This window comes from Kaistia sp. SLG-1 (genome assembly GCF_059699055.1).
Genome location: NZ_AP048544.1, coordinates 3,668,509 through 3,691,092, shown reverse-complemented (window position 1 = coordinate 3,691,092; position 22,584 = coordinate 3,668,509). Strand labels below are relative to the sequence as shown.

21 protein-coding genes and 2 tRNA genes are annotated in these 22,584 nt (G+C 65.2%); 15 read left to right on the top strand and 8 right to left on the bottom strand.

Annotation, left to right across the window (positions count from 1 at the left end):
• Nucleotides 1-204: 204 nt before the first annotated feature.
• The 4 genes from AC6HZP_RS16945 (at nt 205) to AC6HZP_RS16930 (ending at nt 2,437) form a co-directional block, all read left to right on the top strand.
• Nucleotides 205-588 (top strand): hypothetical protein, encoded by a 384-nt coding sequence (locus tag AC6HZP_RS16945; protein WP_497523783.1) that lies wholly within the window; start codon nt 205-207, stop codon nt 586-588.
• Nucleotides 582-1,109, top strand: coding sequence for a hypothetical protein (locus tag AC6HZP_RS16940; protein WP_201400275.1), 528 nt, complete (start codon nt 582-584; stop codon nt 1,107-1,109). The genes AC6HZP_RS16945 and AC6HZP_RS16940 overlap by 7 nt, the downstream gene beginning before the upstream one ends.
• Before the next feature lie 110 nt (nt 1,110-1,219).
• A complete protein-coding gene (locus tag AC6HZP_RS16935) occupies nt 1,220-1,366 on the top strand; it encodes a hypothetical protein (protein WP_497523782.1) in 147 nt (48 codons plus the stop codon).
• 96 nt (nt 1,367-1,462) lie between these two features.
• Complete coding sequence (locus AC6HZP_RS16930; RefSeq protein WP_497523781.1) at nt 1,463-2,437, top strand: DMT family transporter; 975 nt, start codon at nt 1,463-1,465, stop codon at nt 2,435-2,437.
• A 214-nt stretch (nt 2,438-2,651) separates the two neighbouring features.
• Here AC6HZP_RS16930 and AC6HZP_RS16925 read toward each other — a convergent pair whose 3' ends face one another.
• Nucleotides 2,652-4,328: a hypothetical protein gene (locus AC6HZP_RS16925; RefSeq protein ID WP_497523780.1), complete on the bottom strand. Its 1,677-nt coding sequence runs from the start codon at nt 4,326-4,328 to the stop codon at nt 2,652-2,654.
• A gap of 390 nt (nt 4,329-4,718) precedes the next feature.
• Between AC6HZP_RS16925 and AC6HZP_RS16920 the strand changes: the two genes are divergently transcribed.
• The gene (locus AC6HZP_RS16920) at nt 4,719-6,485 is read left to right on the top strand and encodes an acetolactate synthase 3 large subunit (protein WP_201400271.1); all 1,767 of its coding nucleotides are present in this window, start codon (nt 4,719-4,721) and stop codon (nt 6,483-6,485) included.
• 155 nt (nt 6,486-6,640) lie between these two features.
• Nucleotides 6,641-7,180 (top strand): acetolactate synthase small subunit, encoded by a 540-nt coding sequence (ilvN, locus tag AC6HZP_RS16915; protein WP_029076140.1) that lies wholly within the window; start codon nt 6,641-6,643, stop codon nt 7,178-7,180.
• A gap of 89 nt (nt 7,181-7,269) precedes the next feature.
• Here ilvN and AC6HZP_RS16910 read toward each other — a convergent pair whose 3' ends face one another.
• Nucleotides 7,270-8,310 carry an LLM class flavin-dependent oxidoreductase gene (locus tag AC6HZP_RS16910; protein ID WP_497523779.1) on the bottom strand — a complete coding sequence of 347 codons (1,041 nt, stop codon included), beginning with the start codon at nt 8,308-8,310 and terminating at the stop codon, nt 7,270-7,272.
• A gap of 480 nt (nt 8,311-8,790) precedes the next feature.
• Between AC6HZP_RS16910 and AC6HZP_RS16905 the strand changes: the two genes are divergently transcribed.
• Together AC6HZP_RS16905 and ilvC are read left to right on the top strand one after the other, a co-directional pair.
• Entirely contained in the window at nt 8,791-9,477 is a 687-nt protein-coding gene (locus AC6HZP_RS16905; RefSeq protein WP_497523778.1) for a TetR/AcrR family transcriptional regulator C-terminal domain-containing protein, read from the top strand.
• A 13-nt stretch (nt 9,478-9,490) separates the two neighbouring features.
• Nucleotides 9,491-10,510: a ketol-acid reductoisomerase gene (gene ilvC / locus AC6HZP_RS16900; protein WP_201400269.1), complete on the top strand. Its 1,020-nt coding sequence runs from the start codon at nt 9,491-9,493 to the stop codon at nt 10,508-10,510.
• 230 nt (nt 10,511-10,740) lie between these two features.
• Here the strand turns inward: ilvC and AC6HZP_RS16895 are convergent, their stop codons facing one another.
• Complete coding sequence (locus tag AC6HZP_RS16895) at nt 10,741-11,106, bottom strand: BA14K family protein (protein WP_497523777.1); 366 nt, start codon at nt 11,104-11,106, stop codon at nt 10,741-10,743.
• Between the two features lie 367 nt (nt 11,107-11,473).
• Here AC6HZP_RS16895 and AC6HZP_RS16890 point away from each other — a divergent pair, with 367 nt between their 5' ends.
• Complete coding sequence (locus AC6HZP_RS16890; protein ID WP_497523776.1) at nt 11,474-12,499, top strand: hydroxyacid dehydrogenase; 1,026 nt, start codon at nt 11,474-11,476, stop codon at nt 12,497-12,499.
• 99 nt (nt 12,500-12,598) lie between these two features.
• Here the strand turns inward: AC6HZP_RS16890 and AC6HZP_RS16885 are convergent, their stop codons facing one another.
• Nucleotides 12,599-12,964, bottom strand: coding sequence for a BA14K family protein (locus tag AC6HZP_RS16885; protein ID WP_201400267.1), 366 nt, complete (start codon nt 12,962-12,964; stop codon nt 12,599-12,601).
• 177 nt (nt 12,965-13,141) lie between these two features.
• Between AC6HZP_RS16885 and AC6HZP_RS16880 the strand changes: the two genes are divergently transcribed.
• Nucleotides 13,142-14,050 (top strand): PhzF family phenazine biosynthesis protein, encoded by a 909-nt coding sequence (locus AC6HZP_RS16880; RefSeq protein WP_497523775.1) that lies wholly within the window; start codon nt 13,142-13,144, stop codon nt 14,048-14,050.
• Between the two features lie 322 nt (nt 14,051-14,372).
• Here the strand turns inward: AC6HZP_RS16880 and AC6HZP_RS16875 are convergent, their stop codons facing one another.
• Complete coding sequence (locus AC6HZP_RS16875) at nt 14,373-15,464, bottom strand: CgeB family protein (protein ID WP_497523774.1); 1,092 nt, start codon at nt 15,462-15,464, stop codon at nt 14,373-14,375.
• A gap of 394 nt (nt 15,465-15,858) precedes the next feature.
• Between AC6HZP_RS16875 and AC6HZP_RS16870 the strand changes: the two genes are divergently transcribed.
• Entirely contained in the window at nt 15,859-17,427 is a 1,569-nt protein-coding gene (locus AC6HZP_RS16870) for a 2-isopropylmalate synthase (RefSeq protein ID WP_201400264.1), read from the top strand.
• A 402-nt stretch (nt 17,428-17,829) separates the two neighbouring features.
• Here AC6HZP_RS16870 and AC6HZP_RS16865 read toward each other — a convergent pair whose 3' ends face one another.
• Nucleotides 17,830-20,040, bottom strand: coding sequence for an esterase-like activity of phytase family protein (locus tag AC6HZP_RS16865; RefSeq protein ID WP_497523773.1), 2,211 nt, complete (start codon nt 20,038-20,040; stop codon nt 17,830-17,832).
• Between the two features lie 224 nt (nt 20,041-20,264).
• Between AC6HZP_RS16865 and AC6HZP_RS16860 the strand changes: the two genes are divergently transcribed.
• From AC6HZP_RS16860 to AC6HZP_RS16850, 3 genes are all read left to right on the top strand, one after another.
• Nucleotides 20,265-20,340: transfer RNA gene (locus AC6HZP_RS16860), tRNA-Lys, on the top strand.
• A 61-nt stretch (nt 20,341-20,401) separates the two neighbouring features.
• Nucleotides 20,402-20,477 (top strand) — tRNA-Lys (locus AC6HZP_RS16855).
• Nucleotides 20,478-20,641: 164 nt separating this feature from the next.
• Nucleotides 20,642-20,962, top strand: coding sequence for a hypothetical protein (locus tag AC6HZP_RS16850; RefSeq protein ID WP_497523772.1), 321 nt, complete (start codon nt 20,642-20,644; stop codon nt 20,960-20,962).
• Between the two features lie 105 nt (nt 20,963-21,067).
• Here the strand turns inward: AC6HZP_RS16850 and AC6HZP_RS16845 are convergent, their stop codons facing one another.
• The gene (locus AC6HZP_RS16845; protein WP_497523771.1) at nt 21,068-21,391 is read right to left on the bottom strand and encodes an XRE family transcriptional regulator; all 324 of its coding nucleotides are present in this window, start codon (nt 21,389-21,391) and stop codon (nt 21,068-21,070) included.
• A 253-nt stretch (nt 21,392-21,644) separates the two neighbouring features.
• Here AC6HZP_RS16845 and AC6HZP_RS16840 point away from each other — a divergent pair, with 253 nt between their 5' ends.
• Entirely contained in the window at nt 21,645-21,929 is a 285-nt protein-coding gene (locus AC6HZP_RS16840; protein ID WP_201400261.1) for a helix-turn-helix domain-containing protein, read from the top strand.
• Between the two features lie 54 nt (nt 21,930-21,983).
• Here AC6HZP_RS16840 and AC6HZP_RS16835 read toward each other — a convergent pair whose 3' ends face one another.
• The gene (locus tag AC6HZP_RS16835; RefSeq protein ID WP_497523770.1) at nt 21,984-22,553 is read right to left on the bottom strand and encodes a sterol desaturase family protein; all 570 of its coding nucleotides are present in this window, start codon (nt 22,551-22,553) and stop codon (nt 21,984-21,986) included.
• Between the last annotated feature and the right edge of the window lie 31 nt (nt 22,554-22,584).

Below are 22,584 nucleotides of genomic sequence, written 5' to 3'. Positions count from 1 at the left end.
CGGTTCGCACCCGGCCGCATCCGTTCGCCGGCCGCCAAGACGGGACTTTCGCGCCGGCCTAGACCGGTCGCCTCGGCGGAATGGCCGCCATCCGCGACGGGCCGGGGGGCTCCGGACAATTTTGCGCAGGCGACAGGCGAGCGGCTCCGCGAGGGCGGCATCGCTTGGCACGCCCGACGCGCGAGACATGGGAGCGAATGAGAAATGCGATTGATCGTGATGCTGATGGCGGGGCTGGCGCTTTCGGGCTGCAGCCAGACGACGACGGAGACCGCGTCGGCCGGTCCCGCCGGCAAGAACCGCGAAGCTGGCAAGAGCCGCGAAGCTGGCGCCAGGGAGGGAAAGTCGGCCCGGCAGGCGCCAGTGCGCCAGGCTTCTGCCGAGGCCTGCGCCGAGGCGGCCAAGAAGGCGGCTGACGCGCAGATGGGCGCGGCGATGGTGGGCGGGGCGCTGTCGATGGTCGGCGGCTTCGGCGGCTATGCCGGGCAGGCCGGCATGGTCGCGGCACAGGCGGCCTCCGTCGGCGGCTCGCTGGTGCAGCAGCAGGCGAGCCAGAAGGCCGAAGCCGAGATGAGGGCGTCATGCTGACCGCCGCTCGTCTCCAGCGCCGGAGGGCGTTCCGGCGCGCCGCCCTGACGCTCGCCGGGCTGCTGCCCTTTCTCGCCGTCGCCTTCTCCGTCTCGCCCGCCAGGGCGCTGACCCGGCAGGAGGCGATCGTCGTCGTCAAGCTGATCACGGCGCTGTCGCCGGAATTCGGCAAACTCGCCTATGACGAGGCCGCCGCCGACGACTGGTTCGAGGCCGATGCCGAAAGCGACAACCGCATCACCCGCGCCGGCTTCACCCGCGAGAGCTGGCGCATCGCGCTCGGCGCTACCGTGACCGGCTATGTCGCCTGCATGCCGGAGGCGGAGTTTCGCGCCATGCTGACGACGATCCGCCTCCGGGCGGAAAATCGCGGCACGCTCGACGGCGCCCAGCGCCGCGCCATGCTGGAACTCGTCGACGAGGTGACAGTCCGGCTCGAGGCGATGCGGATCGAAGGCCATGACCATGCCGAGATCGTCCGCCCGCTGGCGTCCCGCCTGCGCCGGGTGATGGTCGACTGAGCCCGTGCCGACAAACCCTGCCAGCGGATCCGCCCCTTGCCCGCCGGCGGGACCGCCCTGCCGGAGATCTCCCGTCTCCGGCAGGCTTTTTCGCCAGGCGCGATCCAGCGGTGGACGATCTCGCGCGCGCCCCGTTTTCCAGCGTCTGCCCCGCATTTCGTCATGCCGGCGTCGCGCGCTTCTGCTACATCGTCGCCCAGGCGGCTTCGGCTGCCCGGCGCCCGCGCGAAGCGGGTGCGCCGATCTGCGCCGCCTGAGAAAGGCACCTTGGGAGGGGGAGAGCGCGGCCGGCGCGACCGGGCAGCGGCGGGGTCGCCCGAAACGACCTCTCACGCGCCAGAAAGCCTCCCGTCGTGTCCTCCGATCCGGTCCTCAAGGGCCTTCTTCTCGGCTTCGCCGCCTTTGCCGCCTATGCCTTTTCCGATGCCAGCGTCAAATTCCTCGGCGGCCTGCCGCCCTACGAGATCGCCTTCATCGGCTCGCTGTTCGGCCTGCTCGCGGTCCCCTTCCTGAAGAAGCCGGACGATCGCTGGATCGATATCGTGCGCACGACCAACCGGCCGCTCTGGCTGGTGCGCTTCGCCGCCAATGGCGCCGCCACGATCGGCAGCGTCATCGCCTTCAGCCATCTCTCGATGGCGGAGGCCTTCGCGCTCATCTTCCTGCTACCGGCCTTCGTCACCATCATGTCGGTCGTCTTCCTGAAGGAGCCGGTCGGCCTGAAGCGCTGGAGCGCCGTGATCATCGGCTTCGTCGGCGTGCTGATCGTGCTCCGCCCCGGCTTTCGCGAGCTCTCGATCGGCCATCTCGGCGCCGTGGTGGGCGGGCTCGGCGGCGCCATCTCGATCGTCGTCTTCCGCGCCATCGGCCCGCGCGAGAAGAACATCTCGCTCTATGGCGCCGGCGTGCTCGGCACCTTCTTCCTCTGCGGCGTCCTGATGATCCCGTCCTACGCGCCGCCGGGCCTCGCGCAGATCGGCTGGCTCGCCGGCTACGGCATCCTCTGCGCGCTCGGCAACGTCCTTTTGATGCTCGCCGCCTTCCGCGCGCCGGCGGCGCTGGTCGGCCCGACGCAGTACAGCCAGATGCTCTGGGCGATCGGGATCGACTATTTCGTCTTCCACATCCATCTGGAGCTACCGATGCTCCTCGGCATCGTCCTGATCATCGGCTCCGGCATTTTGACGCTCTGGCGCGAAAAGGCGCGGGGAACGAAGCTGCCGCACTCGGTGGCAGCGGAAGGGCAGGCGGGGCTGGTGGAGGAGGGAGCGGCGGCGCCTCCGCGCCACGCCGCCCACCACGCCCCGAGCGCCGTCCCGGCGGAATAGGGCGGGGCGCCAACCCTTCACCCTCCCCCTTGTGGGGAGGGCCGGGGAGGGGGTACCCGCGCCGATGCCGGGAATCCTGCCTCGCCCATTCGGTCCGGAAAGCCTGCCTGACCGGCCAGGCCGAGCTCACGACCGGCTCTTCCCACAATGGGGAGGGGAACCGCTCGTGTCTCAGCGGAGACTAGAAACGCACCTCAAATAATCTCGCTGGTCATCAAGTCGTCAAATTATTCGGAAGATGTGATGGCATTTTTCCAATTACAAATATTTCGTCATTTTGATCCCAGAAATAGTATATTCTGATCTGATTTGCGTTATCGTATCCGTTTCCATACTTGATGTGATCATACAGTATCCGCGTAATTCCTTGGTATCGAACACTGTAGCCTGGCGTTCTTTTTGCCTCGTCTCTGTCAACGAAGCAGGCGCTATCAAGCATTCCAATTTTGGTGAGCTCTTCTCTCGCTCGATCTCGGTTCTCTAGTGTCGGATCAAGTCGTGCAGGGACGACGAAGTCGCGAATTACGATCAGCGCCTTTTCAAGGCGCTCCAGGGTGCTTTCGTGACCGTTCTTCCGACAATCTTTCAATGCTGCTTGGTGGATATATATATTCTTGCCAAGGACGACGTCTGACCAGTCTTCTAAATCGTCATAACTAGTCAGCCTTCGAGCTGGCACAGGTTGTGACTCAGTAATTTCTCGATCTTGTAAGTGAAGTTTCAGTGCCTCTGATTTTGCTGAAAGATGATTCACTTCGTCTTTTAGTTGTTCAGTTTCGTTCTTGAGGTGCTGTAAGTCGTTTTCCGCTTGAATTCGACGATATTGCTCGTCATTGGCTAAGCCTTCCCAAGTGTCTCTCTCTTCCTTAATTTTGAAGAATTCTGCATCGCGCAAGTCAATAATTTGTCTTAAACGAAGTAGTTCGGTCGTCGGCGTTGCGGTAAGTTGAGTCGCGCGTTCGATCTGCTCTCGGATAGTTCCGACACGCAGGAATTCTTCGGAGCCCTGACTTTGGAAGAAGGCATATGGTAGAACGCGCGCTGCAATGGAGCGTAGGACGGATGCGTCAGTAGTAGGCGATTTCACCATCCATAGAGGATGATCAAAGGGATCTTCATTATCTTCCTGCAATCCCGGGATATAAATGCGGGCAGCCCCATTGAAGACGGACATGCGTTTACCGATGGTGCCGGTTAGCTCCCAGGCAGAATCCGGAGGCAGGTGAACGATATGAGCAGATCCCCCAAGATGATGCGATACTTCATCAGCGGACACGGCAGCTCGATCGTCAGTATCTGAGGAAATTGCAACAATAGGCAGTCGCCTTGCCGGGCTATAGATTAGGTCAACGAGATCGCCGACTTCGTCACTTCGTATCTTCCAGGGGCTTTCGGTAATGCTGAAGCCGTCAGCCTCGGCAGACAGCTCTTTCAGGATGTGGCGAACGACTGTTGGTCGGGTAATTTCGTATAAGGGAGCATCGCCCATCGTGACGGTTGTGAGCTGCGCGCCAAAGCGAGTTAGTCGCCCCGAACGCTTTTCGGCAAAGAGCTCGGTGACCCACGTCCTTCTTATACTTGTGTCGTTTTCTGGGTAGTCTAGCCGACCTGCCCAAGTTGATCCACCCGCAGTGTCGAGCCGTGCGGCCCTGCATGGATTGGCTCCCAGTTTGTCTGAAACGTCAAAGCTAGAACCAGTCCATGCTTCTGGTGGGAGCTTGGTATTGGACCGCGGTTGCATCCATTTGAGGCATAGATCGATTGCCGATTCGAATGCCAGTTTATCACTTAGTTCAAAGGTGATTCTCGATACTGGACGGACGATAGCTCGCGGGACACCGATTTGGGTCTTTTCCGCCGCAAGTTTTCTAGATTCATCAAGCCTTGCCATTGCGATGTATTCCCCCGTCTCAGAAAGTTTGAATGCTAAGCGTAGCGAAATGCGTAACCTCCGCTAGTCATTTTCTGGGCCTGCAACTTCTGATCGGGTGGACCGCCTCCCCCTAATTTCCCGCAACCCCAACCCCTATCCCGCGCAATTTTCTTCTCCGGGGGTTGACGGCTTGCGCCGGCTGCGCCATGTTCCGCGAAATTCAATCGAAGGGCCCGGACATGATCCGCCGCGACGTTATTGTACTTAGAGAGCGCACTGCCTGATGGTCTAAAGCCGTCACGATAGGTAGTGCGCGAAAATGGGCCCCGAGAGGGCCTTTTTTATTGGCTTGATGGAACTGACAGAGAAGGCGGATACGGCGATGAAAATCCGCGACGGAGCGAAACGATGACACGGCAGATGACCGGCGCAGAGATGGTCGTTCAGGCATTGATCGACCAGGGCGTGGAGCACCTCTTCGGCTATCCCGGCGGCGCCGTACTGCCGATCTATGACGAGCTTTTCCAGCAGGACAAGATCCAGCACATCCTCGTCCGCCAGGAAGGCGGGGCCGGGCATTCGGCCGAAGGCTATGCCCGCTCGACCGGCAAGGTCGGCGTCGCGCTCGTCACCTCCGGCCCCGGCGCCACCAACATGGTCACGCCGCTGACCGACGCGCTGATGGATTCGATCCCGATGGTCTGCATCACCGGCCAGGTCGCGACGCACCTGATCGGCTCCGACGCCTTCCAGGAGGCCGACACCGTCGGCATCACGCGCCCCTGCACCAAGCACAACTGGCTGGTCAAGGACGTCAACGACCTCGGCCGCATCCTGCACGAGGCCTTCTATGTCGCGCGCTCCGGCCGTCCCGGCCCGGTCGTCGTCGACATCCCGAAGGACGTCCAGTTCGCCACCGGCACCTATCAGGGCCCGACCCGCGTCGAGCACAAGACCTATCGCCCGCAGGTCGAGGGCGATCCGGCGGCGGTCCAGGCCGCGGTCGAGCTGATCGCCAAGGCGAAGAAGCCGATCTTCTATACCGGCGGCGGCGTCATCAATTCCGGCCCCGAGGCGTCGGCATTGCTGCGCGAGCTCGTCCAGCTGACCGGCTTCCCGATCACCTCGACGCTGATGGGCCTCGGCGCCTATCCGGCTTCCGACAAGCAGTGGCTGGGCATGCTCGGCATGCACGGCACCTATGAAGCCAACAACGCCATGCACGATTGCGACGTCATGGTGAACATCGGCGCGCGCTTCGACGACCGCATCACCGGCCGCCTCGATGCGTTCTCGCCCGGCTCGAAGAAGATCCACATCGACATCGATCCGTCCTCGATCAACAAGAACGTCCGCGTCGACATCGGCATCGTCGGCGACGTCGCGCATGTCTTGAAGGCGATGCTCGCCGCCTGGAAATCGGCCGGCCACAAGGCCGACAAGGCGGCGCTGAAGAGCTGGTGGGGCGAGATCGACCGCTGGCGCGCCCGCAACAGCCTCGGCTTCCGCCAGAATAGCGAGACGATCCTGCCGCAGCACGCGATCCGCACGCTCTATGAGCGGACCCGCGGGCATGACGTCTACATCTCGACGGAAGTCGGCCAGCACCAGATGTGGGCGGCGCAGTATTTCGGCTTCGACGAGCCGAACCGCTGGATGACCTCGGGCGGCCTCGGCACGATGGGCTACGGCCTGCCGGCGGCGATCGGCGCGCAGACGGCGCATCGCGACGCGCTCTGCATCGACATTGCCGGCGACGCCTCGATCCTGATGAACATCCAGGAGCTGTCGACGGCGATCCAGCATGAGCTGCCCGTCAAGGTGTTCATCCTGAACAACCAGTACATGGGCATGGTGCGCCAGTGGCAGCAGCTGCTGCATGGCAACCGCCTGTCGCACTCCTACACCGACTCGCTGCCCGATTTCGTCAAGCTGGCCGAGGCCTATGGCGCGACCGGCATGCGCTGCGAGAAGGCGTCGGAGCTCGAGGGCGCGATCGACGCGATGATCGCGGCCAAGGGGCCGGTGCTGTTCGATTGCCGCGTCGCCAATCTCGCCAACTGCTTCCCGATGATCCCGTCGGGCAAGGCGCATAACGAGATGCTGCTGCCGGAAGACGCGACCGACGAGGTCATCGCCAACGCGATCGACGCCGCCGGCAAGGCGCTGGTCTGAGGAAGCGGCAGGACTGAAGTCGTCATCCCGGGCGAAGTTCCGCCCGGGATCCATTCCGCCGAGAACCGTCACGGCCGAATGGATTCCCGCCTTCGCGGGGATGACGGCGAGGCTTTCGATTTCAGGCGGATGTCGACCGAATATTGGAGAACAAGATGCAGCCCGGATCCGTCTACGCGATCAAGGAAGGCAAGGATAAGACCGAGCAGCACACGCTTTCGGTGCTCGTCGACAACGAACCGGGCGTTCTAGCCCGCGTCATCGGCCTGTTCTCGGGGCGCGGCTACAACATCGAGAGCCTGACCGTCTCGGAGACCGAGCACGAGAAGCACCGCTCGCGCATTACCGTCGTCACCACCGGCTCGGCCCAGGTGATCGAGCAGATCAAGGCGCAGCTGGAGCGCATGGTGCCGGTGCACCGGGTTATCGACCTGACCGTCACCGGCAAGGCGATCGAGCGCGAGCTGCTGCTGATCAAGGTGCGCGGCGCCGGCGACGACCGGGTCGAGGCGCTGCGGCTCGCCGACGCCTTCCGCGCCCGCGTCATCGACGCGACGACGGAGAGCTTCGTGTTCGAGCTGACCGGCCGCACCGACAAGCTCGACCAGTTCATCCTCTTGATGCAGCCGCTCGGCCTGGTGGAAGTCTCGCGCACCGGCGTCGCCGCCATCACCCGCGGCCCGGCCGCGACCTGATCGCGCCTTCGAGGATCGCTGAAATCAGAAAGGTCGGATCGCAGGATCCGGCCTTTTCGTTTTGGGCTCTGGTTGGAGCGGGCTCCGCCCTAGACCAGCTCGACTTCCTCACGCGACCAACCGATCGCCGGCGCGATGTGGTCGGCGATCGTCTTGAGCAGCTTGGCGTTGTAGTCGACGCCGAGCTGGTTCGGCACGGTGAGCAGCAGCGTGTCGGCGGCGCGCACAGCCTCGTCCTTGGCAAGCTCCGCCGCGATCGCGTCCGGCTCACCGATATAGCTCTTGCCGAAGCGGGCGATGCTGCCGTCGAGATGGCCGACCTGATCCTGATCAGACCCGTCCCGTGCGCCGAAATACATCCGGTCGGTATCGTCGGTGATCGGCAGTACGCTGCGCGAGACCGACACGCGGGGCGTGCGCTGCCAGCCCTTCGCTGCCCAGGTCTCGCGGAACACTCGGATCTGCTCGGCCTGCAGCTCGCTGAACGGCACGCCGGTATCTTCCAGAAGCAGCGTCGAGCTCATCAGGTTCATGCCCCGCTCGGCCGTCCAGATCGCGGTCTTGCGCGTGGCGGCGCCCCACCAGACGCGGTCGGCCAGACCCGGCGATTGCGGCTGGATCGCCAGCCGGCCCGTCATGCCGGTCATCTTGATGTCGGCGCGGGCGACGCCGGCGCCGGTGATGGCAGCGCGGAACATCTCCGTGTGGCCGCGCGCGAGCTCGGCGCCGCTCAGATCCTCGCCCGAATCATAGCCGAAGCTCTCCCAGCCGCGCTCGGCCGGTTCCGGCGAGCCGCGGCTGATGCCGAGCTGCAGCCGGCCGCTGCCGATCAGGTCGGTCGCGGCCGCTTCCTCGGCCATGTAGAGCGGGTTCTCGTAGCGCATGTCGACGACGCCGGTGCCGAATTCGATGCGCTTCGTCCGCGCCGCGATGGCCGCGAGCAGCGGGAAGGGCGAGGCGGCCTGGCGGGCGAAGTGGTGCACGCGGAAGAACGCACCGTCGATGCCGATTTCCTCTGCAGCGACAGCGAGATCGATCGCCTGCAGCAGCGAATCCTGCGCCGTGCGTGCCAGCGAGCCGCGGGCGGCCTGCCAATGGCCGAACGACAGGAAGCCGATCTTCTTCTTCATGGGTTGCTCCTTGGGAAGCGGCCGCTTCCGATCGAGGGCGCCAGGCATGGCGACGGTCCGGCGCGGCGGTTGCCTGCGCCGGACGCTGTTGGTGCACATCTGAGGGCTGCCCCGTCGCCGCGCAAGTGGCGGGGAATGCCGCCTCCGGTTGACGGTGTGTTTCCCGGTATGGCCGGGCTTTGGGGATGGCAGGGTATGGGGCTTGCCTGGACCCTCGCGACGAGCCTGAAGCGAGGCGGCAGGCATTCAGACCCAGATCCTCGGATCGGCTTCATCGTGGCGTCTTCATGCCAGCCGATATTCATCCGCTAGAACGGAATCGCGCCGGCGAGGCGCTTGACCGCATGGCGGCGCTTCTGTAAAACGCTGGAACCGTACCGTACGGTACACCGCAGTGCAGCATGAGCTGCAGGCTGGCTGGCTCCACGCGCAGCCGGCGGATGCGGTGGAACGAGCCCCGCCGGGAAGAGCGAACTGACCGTGTCGTCCAACCTCCCCATCCCCTCCGGCAACGAGGCCTATTCGCCGCGCCAGAACGCCGTTCTGGAAAGCGCGCTGGCCCTGCTGGTCGAGGGCGGCGAGCGGGCGCTGACCACGGCGGGCGTCGCGCGGGCGGCGAACTGCTCGAAGGAAAGCCTCTACAAATGGTTCGGCGACCGCGATGGTCTGCTCGCGGCGATGATTACCTTCCAGTCGAGCAAGGTGAAGGCCGAGCCGAACGTCTCCGGCGCCCGGGGCAGGGCGGTTCTCGCCGCCCAGCTCGCCGGCATCGCAGCCAATCTTCTGAAGGTGCTCGCCGGCGACGTGTCGCTGGCGTTGAACCGGCTCGCCATCGGCCAGGCGCGGCGCGGCGAGGCCGATCTCGGCCTGCTTCTGCGCGAGCATGGCCGCAAGCCGATCGAGACGCGGTTGTCCGCCTTGCTGGAGGCCGGAAGGCGCGAGGGGCTGCTTGACTTCGCCGACACGCGCGAGGCCTATCGCACGCTGTACGGCCTCATCGTGCGCGACATGCATGTGCGCCTGCTGCTCGGCGACAGCCTCGACGGCGAGGCGCCTGGCGCGCGCGCCGCGCAGGCGATTGACGAATTCTTCCGGCTCTATGGCCGGGAAGAAAATACCGGACCGGCCCATGAGAGGACCGGCGCGGGAAACGAACGGACGGGATAGAAAGGACACCCCAATGCGCGTTTATTACGATCGCGATGCCGATCTCAACCTGATCAAGTCGAAGAAGGTCGCGATCATCGGCTACGGCTCCCAGGGCCGCGCCCATGCGCTGAACCTCAAGGATTCGGGCGCCAAGGACGTCGTCATCGCCCTGCGTGCCGGCTCGGCAACCGCCCAGAAGGCCGAGGCCGACGGCTTCCAGGTCAAGACGGTCGCCGAGGCCGCTGCCTGGGCCGACCTGATGATGATGGCCGCTCCCGACGAGCTGCAGGCCGACATCTACCGCGACGAGATCGCCGCCAACATCCGTGACGGCGCCGCGATCGCCTTCGCGCACGGCCTCAACGTCCATTTCGGCCTGATCGAGCCGAAGAAGACCGTCGACGTCGTCATGATCGCGCCGAAGGGCCCGGGCCACACCGTCCGCGGCGAATACCAGAAGGGCGGCGGCGTGCCGTGCCTGGTCGCCATCTCGCAGGACGCCTCGGGCAACGCGCTCGACCTCGCTCTGTCCTACGCCTGCGGCGTCGGCGGCGGCCGTTCGGGCATCATCGAGACGACCTTCAAGGAAGAGTGCGAGACCGACCTGTTCGGCGAGCAGGCAGTCCTCTGCGGCGGCCTGGTCGAGCTGATCCGCGCTGGTTTCGAGACGCTGGTCGAGGCCGGCTACGCGCCGGAAATGGCCTATTTCGAGTGCCTGCACGAAGTGAAGCTGATCGTCGACCTCATCTATGAGGGCGGCATCGCCAACATGAACTACTCGATCTCGAACACGGCCGAGTGGGGCGAGTACGTCACGGGTCCGCGCATCGTCACCGCCGAGACCAAGGCCGAGATGAAGCGCGTCCTCACCGACATCCAGACCGGCAAGTTCACGTCGGACTGGATGCAGGAATACCGCGCCGGCGCCGCCCGCTTCAAGGCGATCCGTCGCAACAACGACGCGCATCAGATCGAGGCCGTCGGCGCCAAGCTGCGCGAGATGATGCCCTGGATCGGCAAGAACAAGCTGGTCGACAAGGCCCGCAACTAAGGCGTTCGCACACGCCGCGCCTGCTCTTCTCCCTCCCCCTTGCGGGGAGGGCGGGGAGGGGTACCTGCGCCGCCCGGCATCGATGACGCTTTGGAAGGGTGGAGGTCGTACCACCCTAACCCTCCCCGCAAGGGGGAGGGAACGCGCGCATCGCTGCCTCCGGCAAGTGCCCAAACAAAAAGCCCCGCGGAAGCGATTCCGCGGGGCTCTTCTTGTTCGGTTGTCCGCTCTCAGTACGATCCGCGGCAGCGATATTCGTAGCCGTCCGCGCCGATGAACGTGTCGGTCTCGGGGCTGTAGCTGCGATAGCGGTCGAGGCAGTAGTCGACGTGTGCGCGCCAGGCGGCGCCGCGCGGGGGCGGGACTTCGTAGTCATAGGCATAGGCTCGGGGCTGCGATGCGATGGCGCCGATGCCGAGGCCGAGCAGGGTGCCGGCCGCGAGGCCGCCGATGACCGCGCCGCTGTTGTCGCGGTGATAATGGCCGTAATAGTGCCGGCCGCCATACCAGCCATCGGCCGAAGCGGTCGTCGCGGTGGCCGAGACAGCGAGGATGCCGAGGACGCCGGCGAGCGACGCGGTAACGAAGCTTCTCATCGAAGCCTCCTGTTCGTGAAGCCTGAGATGGCGCGAATATCCGCGTGCATCGGGGCAAAACTATGACTTTGCAGACTGGAAGAAATTGCAAAGACTACCTGCGGTGGTAGGTATCTCCGTGAATTAACCAAATAGAAACCAAGACTAGACGTTGCAGCGTCTGTCTGGCTCCACCGGGAGGCGCGGCGGGTGGAGCGCGCGGCCGCGCGACGGATCCTTCCCGCCGCTCCCGGAGGCAGGAATCCGGCTTCCGCCGCGTCCCCATCTTGGGTTGGAGCCTTTTTGGGCGCGTTTTCTTGACGCGAACCGGTATCCACTTCGCTCGAAAACGCTCTAGGCTGGCGCCAACCAAAAAAGGGGAAATGCCTTGTCTGAGGGAATCATTCTGGTCGATCCGTTGCCGCGGACGCTCGATCTCATCATGGAGCCGGATGTCCGCGCCCGGCTCGAGAAGCTGGGCCGGTTGGTCATCTCGGAAGACGCGCCGATGTCGGACCAGCAGATCGACGAGCTCCTGCCGGAGACGGTGCTGATCTTCGGGCAGACGGCGCTGCCGCGTGAGCGGCTCGACCGGGCGAAGAAGCTGAAGGCGGTCATCAATGTCGAGACCAACTTCCTGCCTAACATCGACTATCAGGCCTGCCAGGAGCGTGGCATCTGGGTGCTGACGCCGGGCTCGGCCTTCGCGGCGCCGGTGGCGGAGGCAGCACTCGGCATGGCGATCGATCTCGCCCGCGGCATCACCGCCGCCGACCGCGATTTTCGCGCCGGCACCGAGCAATATGGCCTCGCCGCCAACACGGAGACGTTCCGCTTCGCCGGCGCGCCCGTCGGCATCATCGGCCTCGGTGATCTCGGCAGGAATTTGCGCGAGCTGATCCGGCCGTTCCGCAATCCGGTCAAGGTGTTCGATCCCTGGCTGCCGGACGAGATCATCGAGCGGCATGATTGTCAGCCTGCCTCGCTCGACGAGCTGCTTTCGACCAGCCAGGTCGTCTTCGTCTTCGCCGCCGTGACCGGCGAGAACCAGGGTTTTCTGGGGAGCCGCGAGTTCGCGCTGATGCCGAAGGGCGCCGCCTTCCTGCTGATGAGCCGCGCGGCGGTGGTCGATTTTCCAGCCATGCTCCACGCCGTCCGCTCCGGCCATATCCGCGTCGCGACCGACGTGTTTCCGGAGGAGCCGGTGCCGGCCGACGATCCGGTCCGCAAGATGGAAGGCATTCTGCTCTCGGCGCACCGGACCGGCGGCACGGTCGATGCGCTGTTTTCGATCGGCCGCATGGCGGTCGCCGATGCCGAGCTGATCCTGCGCGGCCTGCCGCCGCAGCTCTGCCGCCGCGCCGATCCGGCTCTGGCAAGCCGCCTGCGCTCTAAGCCGGTCAGCGTGACCTGAAACGAAAGGGCCCGCCGGATGCCGGCGGGCCCATTTTAAACCCGGAGCGCTTTCCTTCACCCTTCCCGAGGGAGCGGTGAAAGGTGTGTTCCCTTATCTTCAGTACGACCCGCGGCAGCGATAGGCGTTGCCGTCGCGGCCGACGAAGGTGTCGGAGCGCTCGTCATAGGTGCGGTAGTTGTCGTAGCACCAGTCGGCATGCGCCTTCCAGCTGGCGCGGTAGGCGCGGCGCGGCGGCGGGGCGCGGTAGCCGTCGTCATAGACCGGGGCCGGGGCGGCGTAAGCCGGCGGCGCCACTTCGTAATCGCGCGGCGCGGCAAGCAGGGCGCCGATACCGAGGCCGACGGCGGCGCCGGCGGCGAGCGCGGCGTTGCGGCCGTCCCTGGCCGAGGCGGTCTCGGCCGTACCGACGATAGCGGTGATGCCGATCAGGGCTGCCATGGCGGCCGTTGCGATCTTCTTCATGCTGGTATCTCCCGTAGGGCGTTGGTGGTGTTTTATCGGGGGCCAGATGAATGCCCGCTGAATGACCGGAGAGGACGATGATATGGCTCGCCTCACAATGGATGCGGTCACAGCGGCAAGCGCTATCCGTCTCGTGCTATGAAGGAATTCCCGGTTCCCTGGATGCATGAGGTCATCTTGTCCCGCCGCTTCGCCCTTCTCGACGTCTTCACCAAAGAGCCGCTCGCCGGTAACCAGCTCGCCGTCGTGCTCGACAGCGAAGGCCTCAGCAGCGAGCGCATGCAGGCGATCACGCGGGAGTTCAATCTGGCCGAGACGGTATTCGTCCAGCCGCCGGTTCAGCCCGGCCACCGGGCGAACTTGCGGATCTTCAACCCGGCCCACGAGATGCCGTTCGCCGGCCATCCGACGGTCGGCGCCGCCGTGCTGCTGGCGCTGGAGACGTTCGGTTCCGAGGCGGCCGGTCAGGACGCCGTGTTCGTCGTCGAGGAGAAGATCGGCGACATACGCTGCGCCGTGGCGCTGCATTCCGGCAAGGCCGGCCACGCCATCTTCGACGTGCCGCGCCAGGCGGTGAAGGTCGACACGCCGGTCGACGAGGCGGCGCTGGCGACGATGCTGGGGCTCGTGCCCTCGGAGCTCGGCTTCGAGAACCACCGCCCCTCGGTCTATTCGGTCGGCGCCGCCCGCCTGATGGTGCCGGTGCGCGATCTCGCGGTCATCGCCCGCGTCCGCCCCCTGATCCAGCACTGGCGGAACGCCATGCCGGCCGGCGTCGACAGCCTCTATCTCTATACGCGCGAGACGACGACCAACGAGCATCACTTCCATGCCCGCATGCTCTGGCTGGGCGAAGGGATCATCGAGGATCCCGCGACCGGATCGGCCGCCGCCGCCTTCGCCGGCGTGGTCGCCGACTTCGACCAGCTTCCGGCCGGAACGCACCGTTTCGTCATCGAGCAGGGGTTCGAGATCAACCGGCCGAGCCTGATCCACCTCGAGGTCGACATCGAGGGCGGCGCGCTGCACGCCAGCCGGATCGGCGGCGACGCAATTCTGGTCGCCCGCGGTACGCTGGACGTGTGAGGGTCTTCCGCCGCCGCAAGCGGCCCAAACGCTCCGCGCGAGCCTTCCGAGGGCCCGGCTGCATGGATCCCCGCCTTCGCGGGGATGACGGGGAGCGTGGGGCGTGTGTTGTGCGCGGAACAGGACGAGCTCCGAGGGCGGCCGTCGACGGTCTGGCTCCGGCGGCCCAGCAAACTCGCCGTCATCCCGGGCTTGACCCGGGATCCATTCAGCCGGGTTTTTCGCCGCGCGAAACACGCCTCAGGCGTGGATGAATGGATCCCTGCTTTCGCAGGGATGACGGGGAGTGTGGGGATGCGGGAGAGCGAGCCTTCCGACCCGATCAGGCCTCGTCGGCCAAACTCCCGTCCAGTTTCTTCCCCAGTACCGTCGCGACGACATATTCCGCGCGGGCGCGGGCCGTGTGGTGGGTGAGCGTGTAGGCCCTCGCCTCTATCGCCATCTCGGCAAGACGGGCGGGATCCTTCAGCGCGGCGCGGACGGCGCGGGAGAGGCCGCCGGGCTCGACCGAATAGTAGAAGCCGTGCTCGCCCTCGCGGAACGGGCGATGCTGCAGGATGGTCGGATAGTTCATCAGCGGCACGGTGCCGAGCTCGCTCGCCTCATAGTGGCGGTAGCAGTCCCAGCCATAGCCCATCGGCGACCAGGCGAGGCGCGCGGCCGCCAGGCGCTGGTGGAACGCCTTGCGGTCGAGCGGCTGGTCCGGCACGTCGATGACATAGCCCTCGTCGCGCAGCGCCAGCAGCTCCTTTATGCCGTCGGTGCGCACCGTGCTGTTCGGCCAGAGGTCGCCGGCGAAGAAGACGTCGGAGGTCTTTTCCGTCGTCGGCTCGATCGTCGGCTGCGAGGGATAGCCGAGATGGATCGGCTTGAGCTTGGTCATGCGGCGCTGCGCGCTCTTCTGCGAGCGCCAGCGGCGGCCGGGCAGGTCCCAATGGCTCGACTTGAAGAACACCTGCCAGCGATCGGCGGTCAGCTCGCGCTTGAAATAGCTGTGGCAGCGGTCGATCAGGCCGAAATTGTGCCGGCCGATGCCGAACGAGTCGTTGACGTCGATGACGGCGACCGGGACGGAATGGAAATGGTGCAGCAGCCGCGCGGCGGCGATGGCGAAGAGGGCCTGCGGCGCGCGGATGTGATAGTCGCGCAGCGCCGTCAGCCAGGTGCGCGGATGCCAGGCGGGGAGCGGCGCGCCGTCGACGACGACGAGATCATAGCCGCCGCTGCGCAGCTTCTTCAGCGCGCGGAAGAAGGCGGCGGGGCCGAACAGCCGCTTCAGCTGTCCGTCGGGCTTGCGGGCGGCCCAGTGGAAATCGGTCTGGTCGGGCGCGGCCACCCGGAACAGGCTCGTATTGATCTCGAGGATGCGCAGCTTGCCGGCGCCGTCGTTCGTTCGTGCTGGATCGACGGTCATGGTCGCCTTGTCCCGTGGTTCCCGCGCTCTATAGCAATCCGCGAAAACTCCGCGCAACTGAAACGGCTGCGGTTTGATTGCCGCCTTGCGCGAAACCGGAATCCTTTGCTAAAGGTCTTCCAGTCTGGACGCCGGCGCGACGCCGAGCCGTCCGCGGATTGTAGATGAGGGCGAGAGCGTGCAGCTCTTTTCAGTTCATGGTGCCGATGACCGGGTTGCGTTCGACGCGACCGGCCGCGCCATGTCCGCTCTCCGTGGTCTTCTTCTCCTTAGACGCCCCTGAGCGTCGGCTGCCCCGTGACGGGCGGGCACTCAGGGGAATGAACGCGAAGACCTCCGCCATTCATGCCCTGAGCACCATTCGCGTGCCGGGCCGCCGACAAGGAAGACCAACATGACCGCGACCACGAATTCGTCCTCCGACAAGGACCGGATCGTCATTTTCGACACCACTTTGCGCGATGGCGAACAGTGCCCCGGCGCTTCGATGACCTTCGAGGAGAAGCTCGAAGTCGCCGAATTGCTGGAGGAGATGGGCGTCGACATCATCGAGGCCGGCTTTCCGATCGCCAGCCAGGGCGATTTCGAGGCCGTGCACGAGATCGCCAAGCGCGCCGGCGACGGCGTCACCATCGCCGGCCTGGCGCGCGCCATCTCCGGCGACATCATCCGCGCCGGCGAGGCAGTCCGCGTCGCCAAGCGCTCGCGCATCCACACTTTCGTTTCCACCTCGCCGATCCATCTGGCGCACCAGATGCGCAAGACCGAGGAGCAGGTGCTCGACATCATCTCGGCCACCGTCGCGCAGGCGCGCAACCTGGTCGAGGACGTCGAGTGGTCGGCGATGGACGCCACCCGCACGCCGATCGAATATCTCGTCCGCTGCGTCGACGCCGCCATCAAGGCCGGCGCCACGACGATCAACCTGCCCGATACGGTCGGCTATGCCGTGCCGGAAGAATATGCGGCGATGTTCCGTGAAGTGATCGAGCGCGTGCCGGATTCCGACAAGGCGATCTTCTCGACCCATTGCCACAACGATCTGGGCCTCGCGGTCGCCAACTCGCTGGCCGGCATCGCCGGCGGCGCGCGGCAGATCGAATGCACGATCAACGGTTTGGGCGAGCGCGCCGGCAATGCGGCCTTGGAAGAGATCGTCATGGCGATCCGCACCCGTCGCGACGTCATGCCCTACGACACGCGCATCGACGCCACCATGTTGACTCGTGCCTCGAAGCTCGTCTCCAACGTCTCGGCCTTCCCGGTCCAGTACAACAAGGCGATCGTCGGCCGGAACGCCTTCGCGCATGAGAGCGGCATCCACCAGGACGGCATGCTGAAGAACGCCGAGACCTACGAGATCATGACGCCGGAGAGCGTCGGCGTGAAGGCGACCTCGCTGGTCATGGGCAAGCATTCCGGCCGCCACGCCTTCCGCTCCAAGCTGAAGGAACTGGGCTACGAAGTCGGCGACAACCAGCTGGAAGACGCGTTCAAGCGCTTCAAGGACCTCGCCGACCGCAAGAAGCACGTCTATGACGAGGACATCGAGGCGCTGATCGGCGACGAGGTGGCCACCGCCGCCGAGTCGATCCGCCTGTTGTCGCTGACGGTCATCGCCGGCACCGGCGGCGCCGCCAAGGCGATCATCAGCCTCGACGTCGAAGGCACGCACGTCACCAAGGAAGTCTCCGGCAACGGCCCTGTCGACGCGATCTTCAACGCGATCAAGGCGATCGTGCCGCATGACGCGACGCTGTCGCTCTACCAGGTGCACGCCGTCACCGAGGGCACCGACGCGCAGGCCGAGGTTTCGGTCCGGCTCGAGGAGGACGGCAAGTCGGTCACCGGCAAGGGCGCCGACCCGGACACGATGGTCGCCTCGGCCAAGGCGTATCTCTCGTCGCTGAACAAGCTGATGGTGAAGCGCCAGCGCCAGCACGCCCAGGCCGTCAACGCCTGATCGGGTTTGCTTTTTTGAATGCCAACGGCCGCGTCGATGACGCGGCCGTTTTTGTTTTTGTAGGCTCCGCTTGAACCCTCCCCCCGAGGGAGGGTCGAAAACGCCCTTGGCGTTTTCGGGGAGGGGGGTGGAATGGTTCGCCCGCTGTCGTCCACCTCCGGCGTCATCCCGGCGAAGGCCGGGATCCATACAGCGGCGTCATCGGGCGTTTCGCGTGGCGGCCAACCCGGCTGAATGGATCCCGGGTCGCGCTTCGCTTGCCCGGGATGACGGCGAGGGTTGGAATGCCAATGTCGCCGGGCACCGGAAGCCGCGGCCTCCTGCCGACGAGCGGCCCTTCCAAATAAACAAAAACGGCGCCCCGCTTTCGCAGGACGCCGACTCGCTGGTCCGAAGATCGCCTTACTTCGGCAGGGCGATCTTGCCGAGGCGGAGGAACTGCGTTTCGCCGGAGTGGCTGTCGACGCCGTCATTGTCGGTGATCGCGAAGCCGTTGCCTTCGGCGTCGAGGGCGAAGCTCTCGATCTTGTCGAGGACGTAGCCGTTGGTCGCCTTGAGGGCCGGCAGGAAGTCGTGCAGGTCCTTCTTGACGACCTTGGGCAGCTCGCCGCCGAGCGGGGCGGGCTTGACGCCGTCGAGCGAGACGAAGGTCAGCTTCTTGATCTTCGCGTCGCGACCGATCTGGTTGTCGCGCTCGATGGCGACGAGGCCGCCCGGAACCGCCGTCAGCTCGGACAGGCCGACCCAGCCCTTTTCCGCTTTGTCCAGCGGGTAGTGGACGGCGGCCCATGCCTTGGCGGCGGGCTTGTAGGCGAGGAGCTTGGTGAAGCCCTTCGGGTCGTCCTTCCATTCGCGCTGCACGGCGACCCAGACCGTCTCGTCGGCGCCGGAGCCGACCACCGTCACGCCCTCGAAGCCGAAGCGGGTAGCATGCGCCGCGAGTGCTTCCGGCAGGGCGATCTCTTCCTGCACGACGCCCTTGGCGTCGACGCGGACGAGCGACGACTGCGTCTTGTTCTTCTCGCGCTCGGGATTGCCTTCCGAGGCCAGCCAGAAGCCGCCGTCGCTCGCAAGCGCGATGCCTTCGAGGTCCAGCAGCTCGACCGGCTTGCCGTCCTTGGTGACGGTCATCTCGTCGGTGATGACTGCCGGGGTCTTGGTGGCGTCGATCGTCAGGATCCGGCCGATCGACTGGGCGCTGTCGATGACGGCGTAGAGCTTGCCGGGTTCCTTGGCGTCGGCGACCGTACCGGAAAGGGCGGCCCAGCCGATCGGCTTGCCGTTCTTGTCGGCCGAGACGATGGTCGGATAGGCGGCCGGCGCGTCGCTGCGCTCATAGATCGTCACGACGGAGCCGATCAGGCCGTCCTCGCGCAGGTCGTTTTCCGACGCGGTGACGAAGAGGTTGCGCGCGGGGATGGCGTAGAGGCCTTCCGGGCCGATGCCGCCCGGCAGCGCCTGCAGGAAGGTCGGCGCCTTGCCTGCGCCCTCGTCCTTGTAGACACCGATCAGGGAGGCCCGCTCGGAGCCGACGAAGATGAGCTTGTCCGAACCGAAGGTGGCGACTTCGGCGCCCTCCGGCTCGTTGCCCTTCTTGTTGCGCTTTTCCGGATAGTGGCCGAGGCGGACGGTCTCGTATTCGAGCGCCGTGCCCGAATCATAGTCGAGCGTGCCGTCCGACTTGAAAATCGAGAAGCCACGCGAGCCGCCCTTCCAGTCGCCTTCATTGGCGGTGAAGAAGCGCTCGTCGTCGATCCACTGCACGCCGTCCGGCTCGCGGGCGACGTTTGTCATCTTGCCGGAGAGGTCGATCACGCCGTCCTTCTTCACGTCGATGCCGTCGAGGTCGACGGTGCCGGCCGGGAAGTGCTTGATGACCTTGCCCGTGGCGAGGTCGGCGATGACGATGTGGTTGTTCTCCTGCAGGGTGAGAACGACCTGGTTCTTGTCGTTGATGTCGACGAATTCGGGCTCCGGATCCTCCGGCGCGATCGCGGCGAGGCCGGTGACGTCGATGACCGTCTTCGTCGCGCAATCGACCGAGCCGTCGGCGCCAATCGCGAAGCTGGTCAGATTTCCACCCGGAAGCTGCGGGAGGGCGCCCTCGTTGATCTCCTCGTCGCGCTCGTTCTCGATCGCGATGGCGAGGAACTTGCCGTCCGGGCTCTTGGCAAGCGAATCCGGCTGGCCGCCGAGATCGCAGGTCGCCTTCACCGTCTTTGTGGCGAGATCGACGATGGCGAGATGGCCCGAGGGCTCGCTCTTCGACTTCGAGGTGACGACGCCGACCAGCGCGATGCCTCCGGCGACCACGGTCGAGGTCGGCTCGCCGCCGAGCGCCACCGTCCCGGCCGGCTTCGGCGCCTTCGGATCGGTGATGTCGATCAGGCCGATCCGCTCGCCGGGGCTGTCGGTATAGACCAGCGTGTTGCCGTCGGCGGTGGCCGTGATGATCTCGGCGACGGTCTTCTTCTTGGCGTCGGCATCCTTCGGCAGGTTGTCGACGACATGGAAGGTCGCGATGCGGTTGAAGTGTTCGCTGGCGTTGGAGGCGAGGGCGGTGCCAGCGAGGAGCGTGGCGGTGAGCGCGCTGCGCAGGATCGGCTTGAGCATGTTTCCTCAATCTTTTCAGAGCTGTCCGTGGCAGGGACGCCTTGGATTGCGGGCAATAGACCGGCCGCGCATGACGTGGAAATGACGGTTTCCCGAGGCTTGCGGCCGCCCTCACGAAGATTTCCACAGCCCGGTGAACGGGCGGCTGGACAGGCCGGAAACGCTTTGCTACATACCGCGTCGTTCCGGGCGTCGCAGCGCAGGCTTCGGCGCCGCCAGGGATTGGGTGCATAGCTCAGTTGGTAGAGCAGCTGACTCTTAATCAGCTTGTCCTAGGTTCGATCCCTAGTGCACCCACCAAATTACCGACCTTTCGCCGGTCGCGGAGCCTGATTGTTTTTGCTCCCTGATTGCTGCGAATGGGTGCATAGCTCAGTTGGTAGAGCAGCTGACTCTTAATCAGCTTGTCCTAGGTTCGATCCCTAGTGCACCCACCACTTCGAAAGGCCGTCGGTCCATGACCGGCGGCCTTTTCGTTTCAAGGGCAACAAAAAGCTTGAGACCCGTGAGCCCCGCTAGAAGGTCTCACACGACGGCCTTTTGTTCTTTTCCTGCTGATTTATCGTGAGGCTCGGTAGCTGATTCTTTGGTGGGGTGGGCTATGCACGTTGTCGGCGGGATTCTTCTTTTCAGTCTTTATGTGGGTCTGTTTCTCTTCCAGGCAGTCGCCTTCTTTGAAGGCTTGGATGTCTGGTTCGGTCTTGGAAGGGCCGCCTCGATCCTGGCATTTGTAGCGGTGTTTTTCACCGGGCAGTTGGGAACGTTGGCCATGATTGTCATCGCCGTTTACGGGATGATCTACGGCTGGGGTTGGCCTTGGTGGCAGGCGATAGCTCTTGCCTGTCCGTTCCTGGTGATCGGTTTCCTGGTGGCTGGCGTTCAGGGTATCACCGGCGTAGTGGTCGGGGCGCTCCGTCGCTAGCACTTCGTACTCTTCGCCTCGAGCCAGAGACACAGCGGTCCGCTGCTCCCCAGTCGATGCGCCTCTAGTGGTGCGACGTCATTGATCGGCTTGGCCGGCGAGGCCTCACGGCACGTCGTCATCGCCCGCCGGGCCGCCTTCGCCTTCCATGCGGGTGATCTGCTTGACGTCGAGGCGTGTGAATTTCAGCCGCACGCCGGCGCCGAGCCCGTCGCCCTCCGCCAGGAACACCGCCCCGAATCGCTCCAGCGCCTCGATGATCGCCGCCGATTCTTCGGCCGAGGAGAGGCAGGCGCTGCCGCTGTCCTCGGCAAGGCGCATCGTCTCGGCATCGAGGCCGGCGGCCTTCGCCAGCACGTCGAGGCTGATGCCGGTCAGCGCGCGGCCCGCGGCGATCAGGCGTCCGGTCAGGAAAGGGGGCTCGAACATGTCGTCTCCTTGGCTTGCGCTCCGATCATGGTGCGGGCGGGGAGGGCTCGCAACCCCCGGTGAGCGCATCCGGCGTTCCCCGGACCCTCCTTCGAGGCCCGGCTTCGCCGGGCACCTCAGGATGATGGTTGTGCTGCCTCAACCGCTTTCAGGGGGTAGTGAAACCACAGCGTTTCATACAGTGAAGCGGCGATTGCCGTCGCGCCGGGGTGGTGGTCTATTGTCCGGGATCCATGAACGAGGGTGCGAATAGATGAATGGCGTTCAATGCAGGATGGCGCGCGCGGCGCTCGGCTGGAGCGCCGGGGATCTGGCGAGCCGGGCCGGCGTGCCGGAAGAGACCGTGTTGCGGTTCGAGAGCGGCGAGCTCGTCGCGCCCCGGGTCGACGCCGTCTTTCGTGGCGTGTTCGAGGCGCTGGGCCTGATCTTCGAGGCCGACGGCCAGATGCTCGAGGGCGGCCCCGGCGTCCGTCTCGGCCGGCTCCAGACCGACGAGGGCAAGCGCCCGGAGGAACTGAGCTCCGCCAACGACGACTAGAGCGCGAGGCGGCACGCTGGGCGCCGCAGGCAGGCTTCGCTGGCCGCTCCGGGGCTACTTGCGCCGGGCCGGCGCGGGGCGGGCCGGGCGCTCGGGCAGGGCGGTGCCGAAGACGTGGTCCCAGAACAGCGTCGTCACGCCGAAATTGCCCTCGACCTCGCTGTGATGGTGGAGGGCATGCCGCCGCTTCACCCGGTAGAGATAGCTGTCATGCGGCATGTGCCAATGGTGCAGCACATGGTGGATGAAGCTGTAGCTGACATAGCCGGTGACGACGCCGGCGGTGAAGCCGCTCGCGACGCCGAGATCGAACAGCCACCAGCTCGGCCAGAACACGGCGGCGGCGATGACGAGGAAGCTCAGCCAGATCGGCGTGCCGATCAGGTCGGTCGGTTCGGCGTGGTGCTTCTCGTGCAGGTCGCGGAAGTAGATGACATTGTGCAGGACGCCGCGATGGATCAGATATTCCGCCAGCGTCCAGACGAAGAGACCGACCGCATATGCGGCGATCCAGATCAGCGGATTGACGGTTCCGTGCCAGACAATGGCTGCCACAAGCAGGGCGACCAGGGTGGCTGGGTAGACTATGAAGTCGGCATAATAGGTGACCGGTCTCAACTGCATTTCGAAAACCTAGTCCATGGCAGGTTTGTTC

Coding starts and splice junctions, on each gene's coding strand:
- AC6HZP_RS16945 (WP_497523783.1), top strand. CDS start 205: ATGCGATTGATCGTGATGCTGATGGCGGGGCTGGCGCTTTCGGGCTGC.
- AC6HZP_RS16940 (WP_201400275.1), top strand. CDS start 582: ATGCTGACCGCCGCTCGTCTCCAGCGCCGGAGGGCGTTCCGGCGCGCC.
- AC6HZP_RS16925 (WP_497523780.1), bottom strand. CDS start 4,328: ATGGCAAGGCTTGATGAATCTAGAAAACTTGCGGCGGAAAAGACCCAA.
- AC6HZP_RS16920 (WP_201400271.1), top strand. CDS start 4,719: ATGACACGGCAGATGACCGGCGCAGAGATGGTCGTTCAGGCATTGATC.
- ilvN (WP_029076140.1), top strand. CDS start 6,641: ATGCAGCCCGGATCCGTCTACGCGATCAAGGAAGGCAAGGATAAGACC.
- AC6HZP_RS16910 (WP_497523779.1), bottom strand. CDS start 8,310: ATGAAGAAGAAGATCGGCTTCCTGTCGTTCGGCCATTGGCAGGCCGCC.
- ilvC (WP_201400269.1), top strand. CDS start 9,491: ATGCGCGTTTATTACGATCGCGATGCCGATCTCAACCTGATCAAGTCG.
- AC6HZP_RS16895 (WP_497523777.1), bottom strand. CDS start 11,106: ATGAGAAGCTTCGTTACCGCGTCGCTCGCCGGCGTCCTCGGCATCCTC.
- AC6HZP_RS16885 (WP_201400267.1), bottom strand. CDS start 12,964: ATGAAGAAGATCGCAACGGCCGCCATGGCAGCCCTGATCGGCATCACC.
- AC6HZP_RS16875 (WP_497523774.1), bottom strand. CDS start 15,464: ATGACCGTCGATCCAGCACGAACGAACGACGGCGCCGGCAAGCTGCGC.
- AC6HZP_RS16870 (WP_201400264.1), top strand. CDS start 15,859: ATGACCGCGACCACGAATTCGTCCTCCGACAAGGACCGGATCGTCATT.
- AC6HZP_RS16865 (WP_497523773.1), bottom strand. CDS start 20,040: ATGCTCAAGCCGATCCTGCGCAGCGCGCTCACCGCCACGCTCCTCGCT.
- AC6HZP_RS16850 (WP_497523772.1), top strand. CDS start 20,642: ATGCACGTTGTCGGCGGGATTCTTCTTTTCAGTCTTTATGTGGGTCTG.
- AC6HZP_RS16845 (WP_497523771.1), bottom strand. CDS start 21,391: ATGTTCGAGCCCCCTTTCCTGACCGGACGCCTGATCGCCGCGGGCCGC.
- AC6HZP_RS16840 (WP_201400261.1), top strand. CDS start 21,645: ATGAATGGCGTTCAATGCAGGATGGCGCGCGCGGCGCTCGGCTGGAGC.
- AC6HZP_RS16835 (WP_497523770.1), bottom strand. CDS start 22,553: ATGCAGTTGAGACCGGTCACCTATTATGCCGACTTCATAGTCTACCCA.